The following is a 19291-nucleotide window of genomic DNA, read 5'->3' on the forward strand; positions in this document are numbered from 1 at the left end:
CCCCGGCCATCCGAATCGAGGCCATCTGGCACGTCATCTGAAAAGGGACCAAGGGCATGGGCGTTTTCGATTACAAGGGCATGAAGGGCGACCCCGCCAAGGCGCTGCTGAGCAACGCCTTGGCTTTATCCGAGTACGCGTATGATTCCACCGGCCAACCCCTGGCAACCGGTGGCTGGGCGCCTATCGGTGCGCAGGCCCTGGGCGTGACGCAGCATGTGGACAAGCAAGGCACCTTCTGGGGCGAGACAGCCTTGGCCCCTTCGGCCAACGTCGAGATTCTGGGGCAGTACGATGGGCTTGGCAGGCTGATCGCCATGGGGATTGCCTTTCGTGGCACGTCCTTTGGCTTGACCTGGGATGGCGCGGGTGACGTGGCCAGCGACCTGGCGGCCGCAGCACTGCCTGGATACGCCGCCAATTACGCCAAGTTCGCCTTCAGCGCCTTGCTCGAAAACGTCGCTCGTTACGCCGCGAGCCAGGGCTTGAGCGGCAAGGATATCCTGGTCACCGGCCATAGCCTCGGCGCACTGGGCGCCAACAGCCTGGCGACCTTGAGCCACGATCACTGGGGCGGCTTTTATCAGGATGCCAACTACGTAACCTTTGCCTCACCCGCTCAACGCTCGGGTGATACCCCGGTGTTGAATATTGGCTATGAAAATGACCCGGTGTTCAAAGCCATTGATGGCAAAGGCATCAATACCTCGGCACTCTTCTGGGGCAACGACCGGGGCTGGGATGCGGCCGCCAACAACCTCGTCAGTTTTACCGATAATTACGCGTCGTTCTCGGCACATTTACCTAATAGTCTGAATTGGGGCGTGGCCAAGGCTCACTCCCTGGACGGTTACATCCAAGGTTTGGGGCGTATCGCGTCCTCCGAGTTCTACGACCTGACCAGCAAGGATTCGACCATCGTGGTCTCCAGCCTGACCGAGGCTGCGCGTGAAACCACCTGGGTACAAGACCTGAACCGTTACGCTGAAAAACACACTGGCAATACCTTCATCCTCGGCACCGAGGGCAACGACCTGCTCAAGGGCGGTGTCGGCAACGACTTCCTGGAAGGCGGCGCCGGTCATGATCGTTTTCGCGATGATGGCGGCTACAACATCCTGCTGGGCGGGCAGGGCGATAACGTCTTCGAACTGCACAAGCCACTGGCCAGCTTCGGCTTTGCCAACGATGGCGATGGCACGCTCTACATCAACGACGCCTATGGCGGCATCAGTATGACCCGCGATATCGGTGCATTGGTGAGCCAAGAGCAGTCCTACATCATGTGGAATTCAATCCCCTGGGGCACCCACGACGTCACCTATAACGTAACCGGCCAAGGCCTGCTGGCCGGCACAGCCTTGACGCCCTACACGGCCTCTGCCAACGGCGATGCGCAGGACAATGTCCTCACCGCTCATGCTGCGGGGGAATGGTTGTTCGGTCTGGGCGGCGACGATCATTTGATCGGTGGGCAGGGTAGTAATGTTTTCGTCGGCGGGGCAGGCAATGACCTGATGGTGTCGGGCGGGGGCAGCAACACTTTCCTGTTCAACGGCCTCTTTGGCAATGATCGGGTCGAGGGCTACCAGGCCAGCGATAAGCTGGTGTTCATGGGGATTCCTGACCTGGGCCAGCAATACGATTACCGTTCCCATGTCTCGATGTTCGAGGACAATGCGCTGTTGTCCTTTGGCGACAACTCGGTGACGTTGGTTGGCGTGAACATGACTCAACTCAATGGTGCAGGCATTTATATTTCCTGAATACCCACACAATGGGCTGTTGAACCTGTGGCGAGTGAGCTTGCTCCCGTGACGGCCCCTCAGCCGACACATACCTACCTAACGCCCCACGGACCAAAATGTGGGAGCTGGCTTGCCTGCGATGGCGGCTGTCAGACCGCTACGGGAGCAGCGGATATCTACCGCGGGTTTGTCATCGAGCTCAAACCCGCTACCTCATAGCCTCCGTTACTTGAGCGTAACGTCGAGCATCGGCGGGATGTAACCGTAGTCATACTCGGCGACCACGAACGTTTGCTGCCCTTTGATCTTGATGCCCACCGTCGGTGCTTCGGTGCCGCCGATACGGATCTGCGTGCCGGTGTTGTCGGTCGGTACGCTGTCGATGAAGGAGGTCACCAGGCCGTTGGGCATGACGCAGTGCGAGTAGGTCTGAAACGGTTGGGAGGACGGGTTGCCCAGTACCAGGCCAGAGCCGTTCAACGGCACATACGGGCCGAACAGCGAATCGGCGACGAAGCCGTATACCCCGTCCGGGCCGGTTACACCGTCGGCGTAGGTGAAGGTGTGGCTGATGGTGAACAGGTAGTACTTGCCGTCCTGGAACACAAAGTGCGGGCGTTCGGTCTGGTCGTTGACGCCGACCGCGGTCAGCAGCGGTGGCAGCATTTCCCAGTCGTCACCGTCTTCGTCGCGGGCCACGGCAATCCCGACGCAGGCGGTCTGGAAGCGCGAGTTACCGACGTCTTCATAACCTGGCGGCACGTCGCCGATTTCGGCTTTACCGACCTTGTGCGAGCCGCGTTCGCCGGCCACGTTACCTTCGAACAGCATGTACAGCTTGCCGTCTTTCGGGTCGCGAAAAGGCCATGGATCGCGAAAGCCCCAGAAGGCGTTTTGCGCTTCGGTCTGGTACATCTTGCCGTCCGCCTCGAACAGCGGCTTGACCTTTTCGAAGCCCACCAGGCTGACGCCATGCTCGGTGGTCACCACGCGGCCACGCACTTTGACGATGGTCGCGCCGGGCGTGACGGCGGTGTAGTACAGGTCCACTTCGCCTTGTTCGTTCAGCAGGATCGGTGTACCAGCCCATTCGCGCACGGTGGGTGAAACCCCTTCAGCCATCACTCGGCCGCCGAGCTTCCAGTCTTTGCCAGTGCGAGAAAACCAGTAGTACATCTTTGCCCGGCCATGGCGATCGTTCCAGTCGCGGATGACGTCGTAGTTGCCATTCTGATCGAGGTATTGCGGGTCGTTCGGGTGGCGATCCGCAGTGAGGGTGAAGATCACCGACCAGCCGTCAACGGAGGTGATGTTGCCGTCGATATCACGCAGCGGCATGGTGTCCCAGATAAAAACCTCGTCACTCAATACCGGGAAGTTCGCACTGACCAGTGGCTGGGTGGTGGTGGGGTCGTCCGCACGCACTTTAAGCGCATCGGCTCGGGTCCACAGGCTGGGTTGATGGGGTGTTTTTCCAAATTTCGAAGGGGTGTTTTTCATAGGAAACCTCGTCCATGTAGGGATTCAAGTCACTGTATTTATATACAGTAATTCGAATTTAAAAGACTCGGATCTGTGGGTCAAGGATAAAAATGCATTTATGCATTTTTTGAGTTTTTCATTCAGCTGATACGTTTCACCTTGTCCCGTTTACAGAAGTTATTCCATTGGCGTGGCGCAGTGATGGCCATGAGCGAGAGGGTGGTTAGTTCAAGCCACGCATGAACTGGTCACTGATCAGGTCAGCCAGCATCCGCACGGGTTCGGTAAGGCTTTGGCGAGAACGGTGTATGAGTCCGATATCCCGGTGAAAGGTGTGTATGCCCAGATCGAGTGCTCGAACACCCATAGGCCACTCCGGATCTCTGCACGTTTGCGGCACCAATGCGACGCCTACGCCCTTTTTGACTAATTGAAGGATGGCCTCCAGCTCATCCAGTTCGCACACCTCATGCAGCGTGAAATGCATCTGCCGCACAAAACGATCAACCTGCCTGCCGCCGAACGATGAGCGGTCATAGCGAATGAAAGGATGGCTGGACAACAGCGCCGACCAGTCTTCACCGGGCACTTCGCTCGGTACTATTAGCCGGTAGGGCTCCCGCGCCAGCGTCGTCCAGTGCAGGTCACTCTGAAGCGAGAAGGGTGGGCGAATGATGGTGGCCATGTCGATCTCGCCAGCGTCGACGAGGTTGACCAATTCCATCGACAGCCCTGGAATGACTCGCGTGCGACATTGCGGGCATTGCTGGTGAAACCTGGCCAGCGATTCGGGCAAATATGAGCGCTGCACCGACGCGATAGCGCCGATAGTCACCCGCTCGTGGGTGGGTTGTCCCATTGTCGAGGAGCCCAGGTTGTCGTAAAGATTGAGCAATTCCTGAGCTTGCAAGAGTACCTGGTGGCCCATTCTATTGAGATGCGCAGAGCGTCCTTTTCTGTCGAAAATTTCAACGCCCAGTTCAGCTTCGAGGCGCTGGATTTGCGCGCTCACAGCGGCCTGGGTCAGGCCGATTCTGTTGCCGGCAGCGGCAAAAGTGCCTTCCCGCGCAACAGCGATGAGTGTCTTGAGTTCTTTGATCATTCATAAATATTAATTGTGTTTCTAAGAAATATATATTGATTTTTATGTTGGGTTTTCCGTCCTACGATGTTTTCCATTCCCGGCAACGGCTGAGCCAAGCGAGGCAATGACGGGGGAATGTTCGCCAAACCCACAAAAAAAGCACTGGAGATCTGATGAGCCTCTCGCCATTCCACCTCGCAATACCTGTTTACGACCTGGCTTCAACACGGACCTTCTACGGTGAGGTTTTTGGTTTAGAAGAAGGGCGGTCCAGCACTCAATGGGTCGATTTCAATTTCTATGGTCATCAACTGGTGATTCACGAGCATCCCAAAACCGCCTCTCAAGAAAGTGTTCATAGCAATCCGGTCGATGGTCATGATGTTCCTGTTCCGCACTTCGGCATCATTCTGGGTTGGGAGCAATGGGAAGCGCTGGCCGAGCGACTGAAGTCGTTTGGTACCGAATTTGTGATCGAACCGTACATTCGTTTCAAAGGTCAGGTTGGCGAGCAAGCCACCATGTTCCTGTTTGATCCTTGCGGCAATGCCCTTGAATTCAAGGCGTTCAAGGATATGGGCCAGCTCTTCGCGAAATAAGAACACCCATGGCACAGCTGAGCTGTGCCATGGGGGCTCACGTGAGCTGCAAGCTCATGACTCTAGCAACTGCTGATAACGCAGACCTTTCATTCCAACAAGAAGGCTAGACATGAAACGTATTCCCTTGGTGTGGCAAATCGTTGCCGGGCTGTTGCTTGGCGTGCTTGTCGGTTGGTACTTCAATACCCATCCGCTCTATCAGGCATGGGTCAGCGTGCAGGTTCTGAAACCGCTTGGTGACATCTTTATCAAGATGATGAAGATGGTCGTTGTGCCAATCGTGTTCTGCTGCATGATTCTGGGCATTGCCGGTGGCCCAGACAGCAAGTCATTTGGCCGCATGGGTGTGCGCTCGCTCGGTTATTTCTTTGCGATTACCGCGCTGGCCGTCGTCATAGGCTTGTGTTTCGCAAATCTCTTCGAACCGGGAACAGGTACCGATATTTCCGGTGTTTCGCACGGTGCCGCATCCATCACGCTGGAGCCGCCGAAAGGAGCGCTGGTAATATTGCAGAACATCGTGCCCGATAACGTATTGGCTGCGATGTCGGAGGGGAAGTTGCTGTCGGTGTTGTTTTTTGCCGTGCTGTTCGGCCTGGCATTGAACGCCTTGCCGAAAGAGAAAAACGCACCGGTCATCGCACTGCTTCAAAGTGTTTGCGATGCGATGTTCAAGGTTGTCTCCATGGTTATGGCTTATGCGCCTGTGGGTGTGTTCGGCATGATCGGCGCGACCGTGGCGACGTTTGGTTTCGCTTCCTTGTTGCCATTGCTCAAGTTGATTGGTGTCGTGTACCTGGCGCTGATTGTTTTTGCGTTGGTGGTACTTGGCGGTATTTGTTACTTGATAGGCGAAAACATTTTCAAGTTGATCGGGTACTTGCGCGATGAGTTGATGCTCGCCTTCTCAAGTGCCGCCTCAGCCGCAGTGATGCCGCAGTTGATGACAAAGATGGAAAGTTACGGCGTGCCGCGTCGGATCGTCAGCTTCGTGGTGCCGGTGGGGTATGCGTTCAACCTCGATGGTGCGTCGATTTTTCTTGGGGTGGCGACGATCTTTGTCGCGCAACTCCATGGCATCGACCTGTCGTTATCCCAGCAGATCCTGTTGGTGGTGACCATGGTGCTGACTTCCAAGGGCGCAGCAGGGGTGCCAGGTTTCGCCATCATCATCTTGTCAGCGACATTGGCCTCAGCAGGTCTTCCACTGGAAGGCGTCGCGTTGATCGCTGGCATTTTCAGGATCATCGACAGTGGTACCACTACGTTGAACGTGTTGGGCAATGCCATTGCGCCGTTAGTCATCGCCAAGTGGGAAAAGGTCGAGCTCAGACCTTCAACGGATTATCCAGCCGCACGGGTCTAGTCGTTTGCAGGAGCAACGATAGGCGAGAACGCAGGAGGTCATTCGTCAGGTATTGCTAATGTTTTGTAGACGACCGGTCTAGTTTTGGATAGGCTCTCGTCATTATGAAAAAATCTAATCTGGACATGCGACAGCACATCATCGATGTAGCGAAGACACTGATGACCCACAAGGGCTATACCGCCGTCGGTCTTATGGAAGTATTGACGACGGCGGGCGTGCCCAAGGGCTCGTTTTATCACTACTTCCGCTCCAAGGAGGAGTTCGGCCAGGCACTACTGGAAGAGTATTTCCAAGAGTATATCGGTCGGGTAGACATCGTCATGGCAGCGCAAGGGACTGGCGCCGAGCGGCTGATTGGCTACCTGAGTTACTGGGCGAAGACACAGGCGTTCGATCATCCCGAGGAGAAATGCCTGGTGGTGAAACTCGGCGCAGAAGTGTGCGACCTCTCGGAGGACATGCGCAGCGTACTTGAAGCGGGCACCGCGCTGATTATCCAGAGGATCACCCGGTGTATTGAACAGGGGATGGCTGACGGGTCCATCACGTCGACCCAGAACGCCGAGACATTGGCTGAATCGTTGTATCAACTGTGGCTTGGGGCTTCACTGTTAGTGAAGGTGCGAAACACAACGGCTGCTTTCGAAACAGCGCTGAACACGAGTAAGCGCCTGCTGGCATAGGGGCGTTTTTTTTTACCACTTTACTAGACGACCGGTCTAATTTATCGAGAGGCTTTATGACCGATATCACCACGGATACCGACCTTTTTTCTCCCATGCATCTGGGGGCGCTGCAATTGGCTAACCGGATAGTCATGGCGCCCGTCACACGTAGCCGGATGGCCGACGACGGTGTGCCAAATGAAATGCACGCCACTTACTACGCTCAACGTGCCAGTGCCGGCTTGATCATTGCCGAAGCGACGAACATTTCTGCCCAAGGACGTGGCTATGCCATGACTCCGGGAATCTGGTCGCAAGAACAGGTGGCCGGCTGGAAAAAGGTCACCGACGCAGTGCACGCGGCGGGCGGCAAAATTGTCAGTCAGTTGTGGCACGTGGGACGTTTTTCCAGTGTCGAGTTGCAACCCAACGGCGAAGCGCCGGTAGCGCCTTCGGCGATCAAGGCTGAAGGTAGCACCTACACCGAAAATGGCTTTGTCGAGGTGTCGACGCCTCGTGCGCTGCAAACCTCGGAGATCCCGGGGATCATCGAGCAATACAAGCGGGCCGCCGAGAACGCCAAGCGAGCCGGTTTTGATGGCGTAGAAGTGCATTCGGCCAACAGCTATCTGCTCGATCAATTCCTGCGTGATTCCACGAACAAACGCACCGATCAATACGGTGGCTCCATTGAGAACCGGGTGCGACTGACCTTGGAAGTCACCGAAGCCGTGGTTTCGATATGGGGTAACGACCGTGTCGGTATTCGCCTTTCACCGGTGACCCCTGATGCCGGTAATACGCCTCCTGACAGCAATGTCATGGCGACTTATGGCTACCTGATCCAGCAGCTCAATCAATTGAACCTGGCGTACCTGCATTTTGTTGAGGGCGCCACGGCGACCTCCCGCACCATGCCCGAAGGCGTGGACCTGGATGCACTGAGTGCCCAGTTTGAAGGGCCATTCATAGGCAATAACAACTATGACCTGGCGATGGCAATCGAACGCCGGGCGCAGGGCCGGATCGATGCGGTTGCATTTGGTCGCTTGTTCATTTCCAACCCCGACCTCGTCGAGCGTCTGCGTCGCGGTATTGAGCTGACCATCGCTCCACGCGAGAGTTACTACGGCGGGGGTGCAAAAGGTTACATCGATTGGCCAACCGCTGACGCCTCACTAGCAAGGTCCCGCGCTAATTAAGGCGCAGGCGTCGCAATAGCATTCATTGCAAAAAGGTATTGAACATGAATTACCTGCAAAACAAGGTAGTCATCGTCACGGGCGCATCCTCAGGCATCGGCGCGGCAACCACCCGGGCGCTGGTAGCGCAAGGTGCGCGTGTGGTTGCCGCCGCCCTTGATGGAGAGGCGTTGGAGTCTTTCGTCGCCGACCTGCGCGAGGCCGCAAGTGAGGTGGTCGCGTTTACTACTGATGTGACTCAACCGGATCAAACCCAGGCACTTGCCAGGTTTGCCCGTGAAACATACGGCGCCATCGACATTCTGGTGAACAACGCTGGCCTGATGCTTTTTTCCCGTTGGGTTGATCTGGCCGTGCAGGATTGGGAAAAGATGATCGATGTGAACATCAAGGGTTACCTCAACATGACGGCTGCAGTATTGCCGTTCATGTTGGAACAGAAGTCCGGGCAGATTCTCAATATGGACTCTGTTGCAGGGCATCAGGTAGGGCCGTCTGCGGGTGTCTACAGTGCGACCAAGTTTTTCGTCCAGGCCATGACCGAGTCCATGCGCAAAGAACTTGGCGTGCAGCACGGTATTCGCGTTAACACGATCAGCCCTGGCGTCATCAATACAGGGTGGGCGGACAAGGTCAGTGATCCGCAGGGGCGCAAGGCTGCCCAGGCGCTGAACCGGATTGCAATTGGGCCTGACGATGTCGCCCGTGCAGTGATTTACGCGCTCAACCAGCCGGAAAACGTCACCGTCAATGACTTGATCATCTCGCCGACGCGCCAGGATTGGTAGCGGGCGGCGGTCATTGACTCATTCAGCAAGACCCCTCGGCTATGTCAGGCGAGCGGTGTGGCATCTCATCCCCCATGAAAGGAAAAACAAGCATGTCGAAGAATATCAAGGCAGTACCCACCCACGAGTACGACGCTGTCATCGCCACAGCCAATCAGTACGTGGAAGGTCTGCGTACCGGTAATGCTCAAAGCGTTGCACAAGCCTTCCATCAAGACGCAGTGATGTATGGGTTCACCAATGGCGAGTTGCTCGGCGGCCCGATCAACAAGCTGTTTGATTTCGTTGCGAAGAACGGCGGCGCACCCCAAATCACCACTCGCCTTGACGTATTGGCAATTACGCCGAGCACCGCAGTAGTACGTGTCGATATGGAAAACGATGCGATTGGCGCCGATTACAACGACTACCTGACACTGATCAAAATTGAGGGTGTCTGGAAGGTGATTGCCAAGGTGTATCACCAGTTCGACGCGTAAGCATCAACCGATCCCGGCACGCCTGATGCCGGGATCGCCGGGCTGTCTATTCAAAGGGTCATACGATGCCAATGGTTGAATTCTCCGCTGTTTTGAACGCCGTGCACAACGCGCCTGAAGCGTGATGAAGAAGTTTGGTGAGATCCAGCAATGGCACCCTGCGATTGTCAAAAGCAGCCTCGAAGACGGCGAGTCCGATGGGGCTGTTGGGTGTCTGCTTGCTCAGTGTCGATGAGTCCAACGGTAGGCCCTTAAAAATAATGAACCCTGCCTGCGCCTGTGCACCCAAAGTTACATAACCTGGAGGTGCATCATGCAAACCACTTACTTCTGGATAGGCCTGGCAGTGATCCTCGTACTGCTTGATGCGTGGATCATCAACAGCATCTGGCGCAGCGATAACGCCTCGGCGAGCAAGGCAGGCTGGAGTGCGGTAGTCGTGGTCCTGCCGTTCCTGGGCGCCGCGATATGGGCGATTGCCGGCCCAAGGGGTGTCACCAAGGGGCCGTCTTCTCCCGAGCACAGCAAGGGCTGAGTCCGGGCCGCGCTATGAACAACCCAGACCCCGACGACTTACAGAGCCGCAACTACCCGGTACCGGAAGATATGGCCTTGCAGCGCAAGGTCTGGCGCTTTGAAAGGGTGGGTTGGTACGCGCTGCTGGTGCTGATGGGGCTGAGCCTGGCGGGCCTGTTTTCCAGCGGGCCGCTGAGCACTCGCGAAGTGCGCAGTGCCGATGGGCAGTTGCGCGTGGAGTACCAACGCTTTTTACGCAATGGCGCCTCCGATGGGCTGGTGATTCATGTGCAAGGCAAGGCGCAACAACCCCTGGAGGTCGAGTTGAGCGGTGAGCTGCTGCGCGGTTTCAATATCGAGACGCTCCAGCCGCAGCCGCTCAAGGCCAGGGCGGCCGGGGAGGGTGTAAGCGTCTGGATGCTGAGTGACAGCGCCGGCCAGGCCGTGTTGTACCTGACCTTGCGCAGCGACACGGTGGGCAGCGTGGATACCCAGGTGTCGCGACCAACAGGGGCGTCCGTGCGCTTCTCTCAGTTCATCTACCCTTGACCGTCAGCCCAAACCCTAACGGCGTGAGCGGCACAGTTTTTCGATCAAGGAGATCAACGAATCATGGCCCACGGGCTTGCTGACATGCGCATTAAAGCCTGATTCAGTCGCCTTTTTCTGGTCATTGCCTGCGCCGTAGCCGGTCAATGCAATGGCGGGAGCCTGTCGAAGGTGGCCTACTTTACGCAGCTTCTGCATCAGCTCATGGCCATTCATTTTCGGCATGCCGATGTCCGAAATAATCACGTCGTAATGGGCATCCCGGGCTGTTTCAAGCGCGCTTAACGGGTCGCTGAAGGCGCTCACTTGGGCGCCTTCCATTTCCAGCAGCATGTTCAGCACCTCAAGGACTTCGGCTGAATCATCGACCAGTAACACCTTGAGGCCATTGAGGCGCTGATCTTCGTTCTGGGTAGCGCCGCTATCCAGCAGATGATCCTGCTGTTCGCACAGCGGCAACCAGATCGAAAAGGTGCAACCGAAGCCCAACCCTCGCGAATGCACGCTCACCGAACCGCCGTGGGCCTCCACCAGCTGCCGCACCAACGACAAGCCAATCCCCAGGCCTTCGCGCTGGTGAGTCTGGTGCTGGTTTTCCGCTTGCCCGAACAGGTCGAAGATTTCTTCCAGGCTTTCTTGGGCCAGGCCCGCGCCGCTGTCGATGACGTCCAGTTGCGCGCGCCCGTCCGAGCGGCTGACCACCAACTGCACCTGGCCGTCTTCGGGGGTGAATTTCAGGGCGTTGTTGACCAGGTTCCAGATCACTTGCTCGATGCGCGTCGGGTCTACGTCAACGATCAACGGGCCCGGCACCGAAGGGGTTTGAAGGCTGACCTGGCGACGATGACCGTCGGCAAGCACCACGCTATGAATGTCCTTGAGGGTGCGAATCAGGTCGATCGGTTGCTTTTTCAGCTTCAGCTTGCCCGTGCGAACCCGGGCGACATCCAGCAGGTCGTCAATGATCCGCGCCTGGCTGGACACCGCTTCGCAGATGGTATTGACCGCCTTGATGGCCGGGCCCGCGACCTTGGTGGCGGGCAAGCGCCGCAACAGTTCGGCGTTCAGCTGGATCAGGTTCAACGGATGCTTGAGTTCGTGGGACATCACCGCGAAGAACTCATCCTTGAGATGGCTGTTGGTCTGGGTTTCCTTCAAGCGCTGATTCTGTTCGTCCTGGGTGCGTTTGTGGCCGGTAAGGTCCCGGGCAATCTTGACGTAGCCGCGCAAACTATTGCTCTTGAGCTGGGTGACCTCGCCGCTGCAATAGAAGCGGCTGCCGTCCTTGCGCACATGCCAGCGTTCATCTTCGCCACGCCCATGTTCGCGGGCGGTGCGCAGTTCTTTCTCCGGCACGCCAGCGGTGCGGTCTTCCGGGGAGAAAATCAGATCGTAGTAAGCGCCCAGCACCTCGTCCTTGGTGTAGCCGAAGATCAGTTCGGCACCGGTGTTCCAGTCGGTGATGGCGCCATGGTCATCGAGGATGATGATGGCAAAGTCATGGGTGCTCTCGGCGACCAGGCGCATGCGCTCCTCGCCCAGGCGCAGTTCCTCTTCGGCCTGACGCCGCTTGGTGATATCAATGAAGGTCAGCACGGTGCCATCAATGTGATCTTCGCTGGAGCGGTAGGGCAGCAACCGCACAATGTACCAGCGGTCGTCGTTGCTGCTGATCTCCCGCTCGATCATGCTCAGGGACTCAAACACGGTGGTGGCGTCTTCGGTCATTTGCGGGTAATCGAGGCGATGGGTGATGTCCAGCAACGAGCGCCCGGTGTCTACCGGCAGCATGCTGAAAATATCCGTGGCCCGCGGTGTGAACCAGCGAATGCGCATGTTGCGGTCGACGAAGACCGTGGCGATGTCGGTGGACGCGATCAGGTTGGTCAGGTAGTCGTTGACCTTGTCCGTCTCTTCCACCTTGGTCTTGAGCTCGAAATTGACGGTCAGCAATTCCTCGTTGATCGACTGCAGTTCTTCTTTGCTGGTTTCCAGCTCCTCGGTGGCCGAGCGCAGTTCTTCGTTGACGGCCTGCATTTCTTCGTTGGAGGCCTTGAGTTCCTCGCTGGAGACTTCCGCCTGTTCGATGGTGTCCTGCAAGTGCAACTTGGTGCGTTGCAGCTCGCGCTCCAGGTTGCTCATGATCGCGTTTTCGGCCTGGGTGACGGTGTCGATGTCGGGCAGCAACGGGTCGACGGCGGTTTCCTGGAAGATCACCAGCACGTAGTCGTTTTCGGTCGCTTCATCGCGGTAGGGGCGGGCGCTGATGTCCACCAGGAAGGGGCCTTGCTCGCGTTGGATGCGGATCTTGCGTGAGGACACTGGGTTATTCGACTGCTGGACCTGGAACAGCGTGGTGCGAATATCCAGGCGCAAATCGGGGTGCACCAGCGTGACCAGGTTGTGCGTCACCTCGCCGGCCACGTAGCGCAGGAATCGACCAGCGCCTTCGCTCATGTGCAGGATATCGGCCTGCATATTCACGATGACGCTGGGCGGCGCGGCTTTTTCCAGGGCGCGCAGATGGATGTCTGCGAACGAGACCTTGCTGGGCGCCTTGGTTTCAATCGCCAGCGTCGTGGCGCTCGGGCGCAGATAGCCGCCTCGCGGCATGGTCGGGGCGCGGCGCACGGCGGACGAGCCGGCACGCACCCTGAAAATGCGGTTGCGCTTGTCCACCGGTACAAACAGGTCCAGGCAGCCGTCGGCCGACTCCGAGGAGCCGAGGAACAGGTAGCCACCGGGACGCAACGCGAAGTGGAACATTTGCAGGATGTCGCGTTGCACTTCGCGGTCCAGGTAGATCAACAGGTTGCGGCACACGATCAGGTCGATCTGCGAGAACGGTGGGTCGGCCAACAGGCTGTGTTTGGCGAACAGCACCTTTTCGCGAATTTCCTTGCGCACCCGGTAGTGCTGGTTCTTCTCCTTGGCAAAGTACTGGCGCAACCGTTGAGGCGGTACGTCGGTGATGATCGCTTCGGGGTACACGCCGTTGCGGCCATGGGTAATGGCCCGCTCATCTATATCGGTGGCAAACACCTGCATCTTTGCACCGCTGGCGTCCAGCGCCAGTTGCTCGGCCACCAGCATCGCCAGGCTGTAGGCCTCTTCGCCGGTGGAGCAACCCGCCGACCAGATGCGCACCTCCTCACGGTGCGGCACGCTGTCTTCCAGTGACTTCACCAGGTTGGGGATCACGTCCCGCTCAAGGGCTTCGAAGGCCTCGCGGTCGCGGAAGAAGTTGGTCACGCCAATCAGCATGTCGCCCAGCAAAGCCTTGGTTTCGTCCGGGTTGGCCTGGAGGAAGTTGTAATAGGTGGCGAGGTCGGGTTGGGCCGTGACCTGCAAGCGCCGCTCGATACGACGTAACACCGTGGCGCGCTTGTAATGCTTGAAGTCATGCCCGGTACTGGCGCGCAACTGGATTAGAATATCCAGCAACAGCTGCTCGGCCACGGCGGCATCGCGTTCGGTACTGGGTGGGGTGGTCTTGATCTCAGGGTCGTTGGCGGTGGGCAGCACAATCGACTGGGCATTGCGCCACAGTTCCAGCAGCTTTTGCGGCATTTCCACCACCGGCAGCACCAGATCGACCATCTGGGTTTCGATGGCCGCCAGCGGCATGCCATCGTACTCGGCGTCTTCCGGCGCCTGTACCAGGGTGATACCGCCTTGTTCTTTGATCCGCGACAGCCCCACCGCACCGTCTGAGCCGGTACCAGACAGGATCAGGCAAAACGCGCGTTCTTTATGGGTGTCTGCCAGGTCGCGAAAAAACAGGTCGATGGCAATGTGCGATCCACCTTCGCGCACGGCAGGCGAGACCGCCAGGTAACCATCGTTCATCTTCAAGAGCTGCGCCGGGGAGATGACGTACACGTGATTCTTTTCGATGGGCGTGGCGTCATTGACCTGCGACACCGGCATGCGGGTCGTTTCCTGGATGATCTTGTCTGCCACGCTTTGATGGTCGGGCGAAAGATGCAGGACCACCACGAAGGCCATGCCGCAGTCTTTGGGCATGTGCTCGAAGAACGCTTTCACGGCTTGCAGCCCGCCCGCCGAGGCACCGATACCCACCATCGGAAAATTCAAGTTACTGGGGGTCAGATCTTTGCGTTGCGGAACGTTGGGGGACCGCGGGGGGGCAGACTTCATAAATACCAACCTTGGATAACGGCGCACAGGAAGACGGGTGTAGGGGGAAGAACTTGAACAACGTGGGCGAGGGCTGAACCGACAGTGAAATATAGCTGAAAACCTGCTGCCAACAAAAAAAGCCTTGAAGCCACCCGGTCATTCGACGGACCACTTACTGCCGGTTGAGGCGCGCAACCTGCGGAAGGTTTAATCAAACTGACGAGTGGCCATCGCGGTTGCACGGTTATCCGATTTTCTGAAAATCCGTCTGAACTTCGCTTCCTGGCGAACCCTCGCAAAGAGAAACCCACCCAGGAGACGTTCTGATGAACAGCTACCCAAAACCACCCTTCAACGCCCAGCAACAGCCCGTACCCGGTGAGCAGCGCAAGATGGACCCGATGCCCGATTGCGGTGAGCAGTCATACCAAGGCTCGGGCCGGCTCGCCAATAAAATCGCCTTGGTCACCGGGGCCGACAGCGGCATCGGACGGGCCGTGGCCATTGCCTTCGCACGTGAAGGCGCGGACGTGGCGGTGTCGTATCTGGATGAACATGAAGACGCCAAGGAGACCGCACGCTGGGTCGAGGCGGCGGGTCGTCAATGCCTGTTACTGCCCGGCGACCTGGGCGATGCGGCGCAGTGCACGGCCATCGTCAACGACACCGTGGAGAAGTTCGGCCGCATCGATGTGCTGGTCAACAACGCAGCGTTCCAGATGACCTATCAATCGCTGGAAGACATCCCCGACGAGGACTGGGTGAAAACCTTCAACGTCAACATCACCGCGATGTTTCGCATCTGCAAGGCCGCGCTGCCGCATATGGCCGAGGGCAGTTCGATCATCAACACCAGCTCGGTCAACTCCGATATGCCCAACCCCAGCCTGTTGCCCTATGCGGCCACCAAGGGCGCGATTGCCAACTTCACCGCCGGCCTGGCGCAGATGCTCGGCGAGCGGGGGATTCGCGTCAACAGCGTGGCACCCGGGCCTATCTGGACGCCGTTGATCGTCTCGACGATGACGCCGGACATGGTGAAAAACTTTGGCGGCAACACCCCATTGGGACGCCCAGGCCAGCCAGTGGAAGTGGCGCCGATCTATGTGCTGCTGGCGTCGGATGAAGGCAGCTACATCTCCGGCGAACGCTACGGCGTGACGGGTGGCAAGCCGATACTTTGATCAGTGATTGAGGAGGGCAGTATGAGCGAAGCCTCGAAGCACCACGAACCGAATCCTTCTGAGCGCAAGGTGCGCCCGCCGGCGGCTAAGCGAAACGATAAATCGCAGGCACCGGCAGGCGGACAACAGGCAAAGGAGCAAGGCGGTGTTGCTCCCGGAGGGCCTTCGACAGACCCTGAGTCAGGGGCGTGAACGCGAGGGGGTACACACTCGGCCTGACATCCTGATGGGTTGTCAGGCCGCTATCGCAGGCTGACGTTATTTGCGCTTGGAACGATGAATTCGCATCCACTCCCGATAGGCCACTGTGCGCTGCGCATCCGCACGTTTCTTCGCCTCGGTAAACCGCGCCCACGTATGCGCATCGCCGCTGTAGGACTCAATGATCTCGTACGCCAACGCGTCCAATCGATCCGCTTCGAAGAACATCTCGGCGTTTCGCGTGACCTCGTCGTCCCGCCTGTTTGTAGTTGTGTAACCAAGAGTCTGACTGTTCATCCTCTGAGGCCCTCCGCCCATTGAATCTGTGTCGCGCCACTCCAGCGCACCTGGGTAATGCCGTATTTCTCCGCCATCGGTTTGGACACACGCTTGAACGTGTGTTGCCCAAATTTGGGGATCACCGCCACACCAGCGTCACAACTGGCCCAATGCCAAGCCTCGGCATTGTCCATGCGCGGTGCGCGCACGATGAAGGACTTGGGCTCGCCATGCAGCTGGTACTCGATAGTGAATAGGTCGTTGTGTTTCATGAGGCCTCCTTGATACTCATGAACTACAGATATTTGACGTCAAAAATAATTCAAATAAGTTGTCCGACAATTCGATGACTGGGCGCAAGGCATGGATGAAGCCTAATCATCTACCGTAAAGGTGACCCATCCGGGCCCATCGGCCGGGCGTTGCAGCTCGGCGATGACACCGCTGACGGAGGATCCGTCGGGCAAATTGACGGTGATAAAGTTGGGATTGCCTGGCCAATCCATTGGCGTGTCAAAGTCCAGGCGCGCGATGGTCGGTTTACCGCTACTTGTCATTTGGATGTTTTTTGATTCGTTAAGGCATTCATCTGAAGGTGTTCCAAGATGGCGCGAGGCAGTGATGACACTGGCAATACCTTGGTAGTCGTAAGACATGCTGGGTTACCTCATGTAAAGGGAACAACGAAGATCAAATGTGGGAGCGGGCTTGCTCGCGAAAGCGGTGGATCAGTCACATCAATGTTTAATGGACCGACGCCTTCGCGAGCAAGCCCGCTCCCACAGAGGAGTTGTGCTTGACTGGCTGCTATTCGGGGTTTGCCCCGTTTTCATTTGTGACGAGCCGAATATTTGCGCGCAACGACAACGCCGCCCACTAGCAGCGCTGCGCCTATTGCAACCATCCCATAGGGCGTACGGCGGGTTTGCCGCCAGCCGCCTTCGACACGACGTTCGCCGCTTGCCGGGGTGTAGAGGTTGCCCGTAGAGGTCGCGGCGCGCTGGCTGCGCTCCAGGCCGAGGCGGGTGAGCCAACCGGATAACCGGGCAAAGCCGGGCAGCAAAAAATGCGCGACGCGGGCCACGGTGGCAGCGCTGCCTACCGTGGTGCTGTCCCTCGGTTGCAGCGCACAGGCCACCATCGCTTGCGCGACTTTATGTGGGTCGTAGACCGGTGGCGGTGGCGTCAACTCGTGGCCGGTAAAATTGCCGCCATCGCGAAAGCCCGGTGTGTCCATCACGGCGGGATAGATGTCGCACACATGAATATCCGGGTAGTCAGTCAGCTCGCCGCGCAGTGCCTCAGTCAGGCCGCGCAGGCCGTATTTACTGGCCGAGTAGGCGACGGCATAGGGCTGGGCTACCCAACTGCCCAGCGACAAGGTGTTGATCAGAGTGCCGCGGTGCTGGGCTTTGAAATAGGGCCACGCCACGTGGGCGCCGCGCAGGTACCCGAGCAGGTCGGTTTGCAGCACCTGTTCGTGGGCTTCCAGGGGCGTGTCCTCGAAACTGCCGACGGCGCCTACTCCGGCATTGTTGATCCAGATATCGATGCGGCCATTGCCGAAGGCCGCCGCTTGTTCGGCAAGGGCGCGCATCTGGTCGCCCTGGGTTACATCGGTTTTAACGGCGATGGCCTCGGCGCCACGCGCAGCGCATTCCTCGGCGACCTCTCCCAAGGCCTTTTCATCTCGGGCCGCCAATACCAAGCGGGTACTTTGCTCGGCAAAGGCGTGAGCAGCCGCGCGACCAATGCCACTGGAGGCGCCGGTGATCACCACGGTCTTGCCGTGCAGTTTCCCCTTGGCCTGCATGACGCCAGGCGAATCCTCGGGCACGTGGACGGGCACCGGGTGCAGTTGCAAGCGGGTACCGTCAGTCAGTACCAGGGTCAGGTTCTCGAGGGTGCCAGCGACGCGGTCGGGAAATACCGGTTCGCCTGTGGCGTCGAGCTCATCATAGATAAACGTCTGGCCCTCAAGCCATCCGACTGCTGTCATCAGTTCAGGGCCCAGGTAGTACTTTCCGTCCAGGAAAAACCCGCTGAAGTTCGGTGTGCGCTCCAGGTTTTCCAGGGCGTATCGCTCGCCAGGCCTCATTCCGGTTGCGGTATCAATCATCATGACATCCTCCTTTGGCTGGTCTTGGGGTAGAGAAGGGCCCGCAAATGATCGTTCAATCCAAATGACTGAATGGCGGTGTCAATGTTGATGGGCCTTGAGGGTCGGGTCGGCGATCTGGATAACCGTGCCCTGGCGCCACGCGTCCGCGCCGGGCGCGATGGGCGGCGCGGGGATATCGGCACGCGTCTTTTTCTTGTCGGCACTGTCGATGCCCAGTCGTTTATCTCGTTCGGCGACCATACGCGGGTCAGCCTGGCCGTCTGCGGTAAACCCCATCATCAACTGAGGCACGCCTAACGGCAGGCGTTTATCCAGATCGGTATGCCAGGTGTGCCAGGTCTTGCCGTAGGTGTGCACCAGCTTCTCCATCAGCGCATGTTCCGCCGCCTCAGGAATGCCCGGCGCGACCAGTTGCCCTGACTTCACTTCATGCACATGGCTATGCCACAACGCCTTTTCAGGCGCGGGCAGCGTGTTGAACTGCGCCTCGCTGATGATGTACTCCACGCCCATCAACTTGGCATCCTTGCGGTTGCCGTCGTAGATCACACACTGGATGACCTCCTCGTTGAGGATTGCGCAGTAGTGATGGGCTTCCATTTGCACATCGGGATGGCCGTTGTAGAAGTGAAAACCGTCCAGGTAGGCGTTCAGGGCATCAATCGGTGGGCGTGATTGCAGCAGGGCGGCGCCGGCTTCCAGCGTTCGGGTCGAAGGCGTTGTCGGCTTCCCAGGTGCCTCGACATTCGAAGGTGAGTTGTTGCCAGCGCAGGCGCTGAGCAGGGACAGCGCAACTGCGGCGGATAGGGATTTTGTCACTCGATGGGTTGGGGTGTCAGTCATGGTCGGCTGCCTCCTGTTGCCGGTATGGTCACGTT

The 19291-nt window shown here is 58.1% G+C and carries 18 protein-coding genes; 10 read left to right on the plus strand and 8 right to left on the minus strand.

Features of this window, described 5'->3' with window-relative positions:
- Positions 1–56: 56 nt before the first annotated feature.
- Complete coding sequence (locus RHM69_RS01570; protein WP_038449729.1) at positions 57–1766, plus strand: polyurethanase; 1710 nt, start codon at positions 57–59, stop codon at positions 1764–1766.
- A 207-nt stretch (positions 1767–1973) separates the two neighbouring features.
- Here the strand turns inward: RHM69_RS01570 and RHM69_RS01575 are convergent, their stop codons facing one another.
- Positions 1974–3248 (minus strand): glycoside hydrolase family 68 protein, encoded by a 1275-nt coding sequence (locus RHM69_RS01575; RefSeq protein WP_200599412.1) that lies wholly within the window; start codon positions 3246–3248, stop codon positions 1974–1976.
- A 205-nt stretch (positions 3249–3453) separates the two neighbouring features.
- A complete protein-coding gene (locus tag RHM69_RS01580; RefSeq protein ID WP_020303199.1) occupies positions 3454–4332 on the minus strand; it encodes a LysR family transcriptional regulator in 879 nt (292 codons plus the stop codon).
- 155 nt (positions 4333–4487) lie between these two features.
- Between RHM69_RS01580 and RHM69_RS01585 the strand changes: the two genes are divergently transcribed.
- The 8 genes from RHM69_RS01585 to RHM69_RS01620 all read left to right on the plus strand — a co-directional run bounded on the left by RHM69_RS01585 (position 4488) and on the right by RHM69_RS01620 (position 10484).
- Positions 4488–4913, plus strand: a complete 426-nt coding sequence (locus tag RHM69_RS01585; RefSeq protein ID WP_014718007.1) for a VOC family protein — start codon at positions 4488–4490, stop codon at positions 4911–4913.
- Between the two features lie 112 nt (positions 4914–5025).
- Complete coding sequence (locus tag RHM69_RS01590; RefSeq protein WP_122299505.1) at positions 5026–6282, plus strand: cation:dicarboxylate symporter family transporter; 1257 nt, start codon at positions 5026–5028, stop codon at positions 6280–6282.
- 104 nt (positions 6283–6386) lie between these two features.
- Positions 6387–6968, plus strand: coding sequence for a TetR/AcrR family transcriptional regulator (locus tag RHM69_RS01595; protein ID WP_072435642.1), 582 nt, complete (start codon positions 6387–6389; stop codon positions 6966–6968).
- Between the two features lie 56 nt (positions 6969–7024).
- Complete coding sequence (locus RHM69_RS01600) at positions 7025–8152, plus strand: alkene reductase (protein WP_200599414.1); 1128 nt, start codon at positions 7025–7027, stop codon at positions 8150–8152.
- Between the two features lie 44 nt (positions 8153–8196).
- A complete protein-coding gene (locus tag RHM69_RS01605) occupies positions 8197–8940 on the plus strand; it encodes an SDR family oxidoreductase (protein WP_019821463.1) in 744 nt (247 codons plus the stop codon).
- 92 nt (positions 8941–9032) lie between these two features.
- Positions 9033–9419 (plus strand): nuclear transport factor 2 family protein, encoded by a 387-nt coding sequence (locus tag RHM69_RS01610; RefSeq protein ID WP_014718012.1) that lies wholly within the window; start codon positions 9033–9035, stop codon positions 9417–9419.
- 313 nt (positions 9420–9732) lie between these two features.
- Positions 9733–9954 (plus strand): PLDc N-terminal domain-containing protein, encoded by a 222-nt coding sequence (locus RHM69_RS01615; protein WP_003190416.1) that lies wholly within the window; start codon positions 9733–9735, stop codon positions 9952–9954.
- Between the two features lie 14 nt (positions 9955–9968).
- Positions 9969–10484 carry a hypothetical protein gene (locus RHM69_RS01620; RefSeq protein ID WP_060763616.1) on the plus strand — a complete coding sequence of 172 codons (516 nt, stop codon included), beginning with the start codon at positions 9969–9971 and terminating at the stop codon, positions 10482–10484.
- 15 nt (positions 10485–10499) lie between these two features.
- Here RHM69_RS01620 and RHM69_RS01625 read toward each other — a convergent pair whose 3' ends face one another.
- Positions 10500–14645, minus strand: coding sequence for a CheR family methyltransferase (locus tag RHM69_RS01625; RefSeq protein WP_200599415.1), 4146 nt, complete (start codon positions 14643–14645; stop codon positions 10500–10502).
- A gap of 308 nt (positions 14646–14953) precedes the next feature.
- Between RHM69_RS01625 and RHM69_RS01630 the strand changes: the two genes are divergently transcribed.
- Positions 14954–15811 carry an SDR family oxidoreductase gene (locus tag RHM69_RS01630; RefSeq protein ID WP_014718015.1) on the plus strand — a complete coding sequence of 286 codons (858 nt, stop codon included), beginning with the start codon at positions 14954–14956 and terminating at the stop codon, positions 15809–15811.
- A gap of 258 nt (positions 15812–16069) precedes the next feature.
- Here the strand turns inward: RHM69_RS01630 and RHM69_RS01635 are convergent, their stop codons facing one another.
- The 5 genes from RHM69_RS01635 to RHM69_RS01655 all read right to left on the minus strand — a co-directional run bounded on the left by RHM69_RS01635 (position 16070) and on the right by RHM69_RS01655 (position 19256).
- The gene (locus RHM69_RS01635; protein ID WP_166406311.1) at positions 16070–16309 is read right to left on the minus strand and encodes a hypothetical protein; all 240 of its coding nucleotides are present in this window, start codon (positions 16307–16309) and stop codon (positions 16070–16072) included.
- Complete coding sequence (locus RHM69_RS01640; RefSeq protein WP_102666061.1) at positions 16306–16563, minus strand: DUF6555 family protein; 258 nt, start codon at positions 16561–16563, stop codon at positions 16306–16308. Before RHM69_RS01640 ends, RHM69_RS01635 begins: the two co-directional genes overlap by 4 nt.
- 102 nt (positions 16564–16665) lie before the next feature.
- Positions 16666–16947 (minus strand): hypothetical protein, encoded by a 282-nt coding sequence (locus tag RHM69_RS01645; protein ID WP_073842821.1) that lies wholly within the window; start codon positions 16945–16947, stop codon positions 16666–16668.
- Between the two features lie 173 nt (positions 16948–17120).
- Complete coding sequence (locus tag RHM69_RS01650; RefSeq protein WP_200599427.1) at positions 17121–18410, minus strand: SDR family oxidoreductase; 1290 nt, start codon at positions 18408–18410, stop codon at positions 17121–17123.
- Between the two features lie 81 nt (positions 18411–18491).
- Complete coding sequence (locus RHM69_RS01655) at positions 18492–19256, minus strand: OBAP family protein (protein WP_014718018.1); 765 nt, start codon at positions 19254–19256, stop codon at positions 18492–18494.
- Between the last annotated feature and the right edge of the window lie 35 nt (positions 19257–19291).

Origin of the sequence: Pseudomonas sp. CCI1.1, from assembly GCF_034348165.1 — a bacterium.
GTDB lineage: Bacteria > Pseudomonadota > Gammaproteobacteria > Pseudomonadales > Pseudomonadaceae > Aquipseudomonas > Aquipseudomonas paracarnis.

What these genes read in the sequence shown, in the direction of transcription:
- RHM69_RS01570 (WP_038449729.1), top strand. Translation starts at nt 57, where the DNA reads ATGGGCGTTTTCGATTACAAGGGCATGAAGGGCGACCCCGCCAAGGCG.
- RHM69_RS01575 (WP_200599412.1), bottom strand. Translation starts at nt 3,248, where the DNA reads ATGAAAAACACCCCTTCGAAATTTGGAAAAACACCCCATCAACCCAGC.
- RHM69_RS01580 (WP_020303199.1), bottom strand. Translation starts at nt 4,332, where the DNA reads ATGATCAAAGAACTCAAGACACTCATCGCTGTTGCGCGGGAAGGCACT.
- RHM69_RS01585 (WP_014718007.1), top strand. Translation starts at nt 4,488, where the DNA reads ATGAGCCTCTCGCCATTCCACCTCGCAATACCTGTTTACGACCTGGCT.
- RHM69_RS01590 (WP_122299505.1), top strand. Translation starts at nt 5,026, where the DNA reads ATGAAACGTATTCCCTTGGTGTGGCAAATCGTTGCCGGGCTGTTGCTT.
- RHM69_RS01595 (WP_072435642.1), top strand. Translation starts at nt 6,387, where the DNA reads ATGAAAAAATCTAATCTGGACATGCGACAGCACATCATCGATGTAGCG.
- RHM69_RS01600 (WP_200599414.1), top strand. Translation starts at nt 7,025, where the DNA reads ATGACCGATATCACCACGGATACCGACCTTTTTTCTCCCATGCATCTG.
- RHM69_RS01605 (WP_019821463.1), top strand. Translation starts at nt 8,197, where the DNA reads ATGAATTACCTGCAAAACAAGGTAGTCATCGTCACGGGCGCATCCTCA.
- RHM69_RS01610 (WP_014718012.1), top strand. Translation starts at nt 9,033, where the DNA reads ATGTCGAAGAATATCAAGGCAGTACCCACCCACGAGTACGACGCTGTC.
- RHM69_RS01615 (WP_003190416.1), top strand. Translation starts at nt 9,733, where the DNA reads ATGCAAACCACTTACTTCTGGATAGGCCTGGCAGTGATCCTCGTACTG.
- RHM69_RS01620 (WP_060763616.1), top strand. Translation starts at nt 9,969, where the DNA reads ATGAACAACCCAGACCCCGACGACTTACAGAGCCGCAACTACCCGGTA.
- RHM69_RS01625 (WP_200599415.1), bottom strand. Translation starts at nt 14,645, where the DNA reads ATGAAGTCTGCCCCCCCGCGGTCCCCCAACGTTCCGCAACGCAAAGAT.
- RHM69_RS01630 (WP_014718015.1), top strand. Translation starts at nt 14,954, where the DNA reads ATGAACAGCTACCCAAAACCACCCTTCAACGCCCAGCAACAGCCCGTA.
- RHM69_RS01635 (WP_166406311.1), bottom strand. Translation starts at nt 16,309, where the DNA reads ATGAACAGTCAGACTCTTGGTTACACAACTACAAACAGGCGGGACGAC.
- RHM69_RS01640 (WP_102666061.1), bottom strand. Translation starts at nt 16,563, where the DNA reads ATGAAACACAACGACCTATTCACTATCGAGTACCAGCTGCATGGCGAG.
- RHM69_RS01645 (WP_073842821.1), bottom strand. Translation starts at nt 16,947, where the DNA reads ATGTCTTACGACTACCAAGGTATTGCCAGTGTCATCACTGCCTCGCGC.
- RHM69_RS01650 (WP_200599427.1), bottom strand. Translation starts at nt 18,410, where the DNA reads ATGATTGATACCGCAACCGGAATGAGGCCTGGCGAGCGATACGCCCTG.
- RHM69_RS01655 (WP_014718018.1), bottom strand. Translation starts at nt 19,256, where the DNA reads ATGACTGACACCCCAACCCATCGAGTGACAAAATCCCTATCCGCCGCA.